We start from the raw sequence: 5,046 nt of genomic DNA, 5'->3' as shown, positions 1-5,046 counted from the left end.
TCCCATTTGCCAAGCGTTACGACCAAGTTTTGCTGAAGCGGGAACAAGAAAACGCTGAAGCTGAAGCAAAGGCGTAAATCGACGATAATTTAGATTGAAAAAGGTTAAAAATAATGAGTGAAGAAGAACAAACTATGCAGTCCGTCATGGGCTTGATCGTCAACGCCGGCAATGCCCGGGCTTTTGCCAAGGAAGCTATTGACGCGGCTCACGAAGGTGATTTTGAAAAGGCGCACGGCAAGCTTAAGGAAGCCAACAACGCCTTGGTAGATGCTCACAACTCGCAAACTGCCATGCTGACCAAGGAAGCCAGTGGTGAACATATCCAGCTGACCTTGCTGGTTGTGCACTCGCAAGACCACTTGATGACCGCGATTACTTACATCGACCTGGCAAATGAACTGGTTTCTGTCTACGAAAAGATGGCAGAAAAGAAGTAAAGCCAGCTGGCGACAAGAACTGAAAACAAGCGGCTCATAGTTGAAAAATGTCGTCCAAGCTGACCTGGCTAGGCCAGTCATTTAACAAACAAGGTGATCAAAGAATGAATTTAGCAGCAATCGACATTGGCGGCAGCACAATCAAGTTCGCGACCTGGGAAGACGGCCGCTTGCAAAAAGTGCACGCTCTGCCAACCCCGGACAATCTGGAAGACTTCTACAGCCTTTTGGGCGGGGAAGTGGCCAAGATCAAGGCGGAAAGCGCCGTGACCGGGGTAGCCATCTCCTCACCAGGTGCCGTGAACAAGCAAAGCGGGGTCATTGAAGGGGCCAGCGCTCTGCCTTACATCCATAATTTCCCGATCGTGCCAAAGCTGGAAGAGATCTTCGGCCTGCCAGTAAGCATCGAAAATGACGCCAACTGCGCGGCCCTGGCTGAACTGGCTGACGGTGCCGGCAAAAACAATTCCTCCCTGGCCTTTATGGTCATCGGTACCGGCGTCGGCGGGGCCATCATCTTCAACCGGCAGATCTGGCACGGTGCCCACCTTTACGGGGGCGAGTTCGGCTACCAAACCACGGCTGAAGCCGGTATGACCTTGAGCCAGGCTGCTTCCCCGGTCCAAATGGCTGAACGCTACAGCGCTGCCAGCGGCCATGAAACTTCCGGCAAGGAAGTCTACGACTTGGCCAAGGCCGGCGATCCTCTGGCTCTTAAGGAAAGAACCCGGTCGATCAAGGCTTTGGCAGCTGCTATTTTCAACCTGCAGCACGGCTTTGACCCGGAAAAGATCATCATCGGCGGGGCGATTTCCAACAACCCTGACCTGCTGGGCCTTTTGAATGAAGAAATTGAACGAATCCGCCAAGAGGTGGGCATTGCCACCGTCAAGCCAGACCTGGCCGTGTGTGAATACCGCGGTGAAGCCAACTTGCGCGGCTGCGTATATGATTTTGAACAAGAACATGGAGAAGAATAATGCTGAAGTTTCCAGATGATTTTGCCTGGGGTGCTGCCTGCTCAGGCCCGCAGACTGAAGGCCGCTTTAACAAGCGTCACCGTAACGTTTTTGACTATTGGTACGACACTGACCCGCAAGCTTTTTACAATGGGGTCGGGCCGGACACGGCGTCCAACTTTTACAATGACTACAAGAAGGACCTGCCTTTGATGAAGGAAGCCGGCATCAAGCACCTGCGGACCTCAATCCAGTGGTCCCGCTTGATCGCTGACTTTGAGACGGGCGAAGTTGACCCGGACGGGGCCAAGTTCTACAGCGACCTGATCGACTGCATGCTGGAAAACGGCATTGAACCTTACATGAATCTCTGCCACTTCGACATGCCTTATGAACTGCAAAAGAAGTACGGCGGCTGGGAAGACAAGCACGTCGGCGACCTGTTCGCCAAGTTCGCTGACAAGTGCTTCGAGCTCTACGGCGACCGGGTCAAGCACTGGTTCACCTTCAACGAGCCGAAGGTTATCGTTGACGGGGCTTACCTGTACAAGTTCCACTACCCGCTCAAAGTTGACGGCCCGCTGGCTGTCCAGGTAACTTACAACATCAACCTGGCTTCCGCCAAGGCTATTCAAAAGTTCCACGCCCGCTTCAATGACGACGAGCACACGGTTGGGATAATCTTGAACCTGACCCCGGCTTACCCAAGATCAAACGAGCCAGCTGACCTGGAAGCAGCGGAATTTGCCAACCTTTGGTGCGTTGACCTTTGGCTTGAGGCCGCCATCAAGGGGACCTTCCCGGAAAAAATCGTCAAAATTCTGGCTGATGATGGCGTTCTCTGGGATGCTACTCAGGAAGAACTGGACTTGATCAAGGAAAGCACGATCGACCTGCTGGGCGTCAACTACTACCAGCCAATGCGGGTTCAAGCACCAGCCATCTCTCCAAAGAGCCTGCAAGACTGGATGCCGGACATCCACTTCGACAACTACGAGATGCCAGGCCGGATCATGAACGTCGACAAGGGCTGGGAAATCTACCCGAAGGCCCTCTACGACATCTCCGTCAACCTGCGTGAAAACTATGATAACTTCCCGTGGTTTGTTTCAGAAAACGGCATGGGTGTTTCCAGAGAAGAACGCTTCCTGGACGACAAGGGTGAAGTCCAAGACGACTACCGGATCAACTTTATCCGCGACCACTTGAAGTGGCTCCACAAGGGGATCAGCGAAGGCAGCAACTGCAAGGGCTACTTCCTCTGGACTGCCATTGACAACTGGTCCTGGATGAACGCCTACCGGAACCGCTACGGCTTGATCCGCGACGACATCCACACCCAAAAGAAGACTTTGAAGAAGTCCGCTTACTGGTACCGGAAGCTGAGCGATACTAACGAACTCGACGCTGATTAAGAAAGCGGTCGACAAGCCTTGCCGGAAAGGTTTACAATGGAAACTGTAAAAAAACATGTTTTTTTAAGGAGAAGCAAAACAAATGGCAGAACCATTATTTTTGGAACCAGTTTTTCATGAAAAAATTTGGGGCGGCACTGGCTTAAAAGACGAATTTGGCTACCAGATTCCCAGTGACCACACCGGTGAAGCTTGGGCAATTTCCGCCCACCCGCACGGCCCGGCGACCATCAAGAACGGCCCTTACAAGGGGATGAAGCTGAATGAGCTTTGGGACCAGCACCGGGAACTTTTTGGCAATGCCAAAGGGGATGTCTTCCCGCTTCTGACCAAGATTTTGGATGCCAACCAAGACCTGTCCGTGCAAGTGCACCCGGACAATGAATACGCCAGAATCCACGAAGGGGAATTGGGCAAGACTGAATCCTGGTACGTGATCAAGGCCAAGCCAGGCGCTAAGCTCTACTACGGCCACAATGCCCAGACCCGGGAAGAATTCGCCGAAATGGTGAAGAAGGGGGAATGGAAGAAGCTCTTGCGGACCGTTCCGGTGCACGAAGGTGACTTCTTCTACGTGCCGCATGGCATGGTGCACGCTGTCGGCAGCGGCATCATGGTTTTGGAAACCCAGCAGTCCAGCGACACCACCTACCGGATGTACGACTTTGACCGGGTGGACAAGAAGACCGGCAAGCTGCGGGAACTTCACTTGCAGCAGTCAATCGACACGGTGCAAGTGCCGTTTGAGATGCCAAAGCTCAACCATGAAGAATGGGATGTTGGCGACGTTCACGTGACCCAGTTCGTTATGGCGGAATACTTCGGCGTCTTCAAGCTGGATGTTCACGGCAAGGGCGACTTTGAGATCAAGGACGGCAAGTACCGCTTGCTGTCAGTTTTGGACGGAGCTTGCGACTTGACGGTCGACGGGCAGACTTACCCGCTGAAAAAAGGTGATCATCTGATTTTGCCAACGACGATTTCCTGTTATACTTTAGATGGTCAAGCTACGATTATCGCTTCCAAACCAGGCGATGAAGCTTAAAAGACAAAATCGAAAGTTAACAGAAGCATAGGTGAGAACATGACAGATACTTTTGTAGGCAGCATTGAAGCCGGCGGCACCAAGTTCATCTTAGGCGTGCAAAACGTGGAAACTGGGGAAACGACGGCAACCAAGCGGGTGCCAACCACGACTCCGGCGGAAACTTTGGCAGCCTGCCGGGACTTCTTCAAGGAGAATCCAGTCAAGGCCATCGGGATCGGCTCTTTTGGCCCGATCGACATCGACCCGAAGTCAGAGACTTTTGGCTACATTTCCAAGACCCCAAAGCCAGGCTGGTCAAATACTGAACTGAAGGGCTACTTTGAAAAGGAACTGGGCGTACCAGCCGTTTTGACGACTGACGTCAACGCTTCCCGCTACGGTGAATACATTGCCCGCGGCCGGGATGATGAAAAGACCTACCTTTACATCACCATCGGGACTGGCGTTGGGGCTGGTGCCATCCAGCAAGGCCACTTCATCGGCTACACCAACCACTCAGAAATGGGCCATATGCGCATTCCTAAGCGGGCGGACGACAAGTATGAAGGCGGTTGTCCTTTCCACCACGACGCCTGTGGGGAAGGCTTGACGGCTGGTCCGACCATCAAGGGCAGAACCGGGATTCCTGGTGAAGACCTGGACCGCAGCCACCCGGTCTTTGACTTGATTTCCTACTACGTGGCAGAGATGCTCTACAACATCTACCTGACCATCCGGCCAGACGTCATGGTTGTCGGCGGGTCAGTTTTGAACGAAGGCGACATGCCAACGGTCAGAAAGTACTTCGCGGAAATGAACAACGACTACGTTGCCCTGCCGGACTTGGACGAACTGATCGTGCGGCCAATCGTTGCCAACAACGGTTCAGCTACCCTCGGCTGCTTTGAAATGGCCAAGGACCTGCTTAAGTAACAAGCGGAAAAACAAGATAATAGCACAAAAAAACCAGCTCAAGCGAAAGCTTGGGCTGGTTTTGTTATGGATTGAATTTTATTTCAGTTCCCCGTTTTCCAGGGTCAAGGTTCGGTCATAGACTAAGCCGGGGATGTCATCGTGGCTGGCAACGACGACGGACTTGCCTTCAGCTTTCAGCCGCTCAAGCAGGTCGACAAACTGCTTGACCCCTTTCTTGTCGATGCCCCGGGTTGGTTCGTCCAAAAGAATGATGTTTTGGTCTTCCATGA

At 52.9% G+C, this 5,046-nt stretch carries 5 protein-coding genes and 1 pseudogene; 5 read left to right on the top strand and 1 reads right to left on the bottom strand.

Going from position 1 to position 5,046, the window contains the following annotated elements:
* Nucleotides 1-113: 113 nt before the first annotated feature.
* The 5 genes from ACI32D_RS09300 (at nt 114) to ACI32D_RS09280 (ending at nt 4,774) form a co-directional block, all read left to right on the top strand.
* Nucleotides 114-440 (top strand): PTS lactose/cellobiose transporter subunit IIA, encoded by a 327-nt coding sequence (locus ACI32D_RS09300; RefSeq protein WP_439776289.1) that lies wholly within the window; start codon nt 114-116, stop codon nt 438-440.
* Nucleotides 441-544: 104 nt separating this feature from the next.
* The gene (locus ACI32D_RS09295) at nt 545-1,420 is read left to right on the top strand and encodes an ROK family protein (protein WP_439776288.1); all 876 of its coding nucleotides are present in this window, start codon (nt 545-547) and stop codon (nt 1,418-1,420) included.
* On the top strand, nt 1,420-2,814 hold the full coding sequence (locus tag ACI32D_RS09290; RefSeq protein ID WP_439776287.1) for a glycoside hydrolase family 1 protein: 1,395 nt from the start codon (nt 1,420-1,422) through the stop codon (nt 2,812-2,814). The genes ACI32D_RS09295 and ACI32D_RS09290 overlap by 1 nt, the downstream gene beginning before the upstream one ends.
* An 82-nt stretch (nt 2,815-2,896) precedes the next feature.
* Nucleotides 2,897-3,859, top strand: coding sequence for a mannose-6-phosphate isomerase, class I (manA, locus tag ACI32D_RS09285; RefSeq protein ID WP_439776286.1), 963 nt, complete (start codon nt 2,897-2,899; stop codon nt 3,857-3,859).
* A 39-nt stretch (nt 3,860-3,898) separates the two neighbouring features.
* Nucleotides 3,899-4,774, top strand: coding sequence for an ROK family protein (locus tag ACI32D_RS09280; RefSeq protein ID WP_439776285.1), 876 nt, complete (start codon nt 3,899-3,901; stop codon nt 4,772-4,774).
* A 78-nt stretch (nt 4,775-4,852) separates the two neighbouring features.
* Here ACI32D_RS09280 and ACI32D_RS09275 read toward each other — a convergent pair.
* A pseudogene (locus ACI32D_RS09275) lies at nt 4,853-5,046 on the bottom strand (ABC transporter ATP-binding protein); the annotation flags it as partial.

Source organism: Lactobacillus sp., assembly GCF_051873315.1.
Lineage (GTDB): Bacteria > Bacillota > Bacilli > Lactobacillales > Lactobacillaceae > Lactobacillus.
This window is presented reverse-complemented; position numbering and strand designations above follow the sequence as displayed.

What these genes read in the sequence shown, in the direction of transcription:
- ACI32D_RS09300 (WP_439776289.1), top strand. Translation starts at nt 114, where the DNA reads ATGAGTGAAGAAGAACAAACTATGCAGTCCGTCATGGGCTTGATCGTC.
- ACI32D_RS09280 (WP_439776285.1), top strand. Translation starts at nt 3,899, where the DNA reads ATGACAGATACTTTTGTAGGCAGCATTGAAGCCGGCGGCACCAAGTTC.
- ACI32D_RS09295 (WP_439776288.1), top strand. Translation starts at nt 545, where the DNA reads ATGAATTTAGCAGCAATCGACATTGGCGGCAGCACAATCAAGTTCGCG.
- manA (WP_439776286.1), top strand. Translation starts at nt 2,897, where the DNA reads ATGGCAGAACCATTATTTTTGGAACCAGTTTTTCATGAAAAAATTTGG.
- ACI32D_RS09290 (WP_439776287.1), top strand. Translation starts at nt 1,420, where the DNA reads ATGCTGAAGTTTCCAGATGATTTTGCCTGGGGTGCTGCCTGCTCAGGC.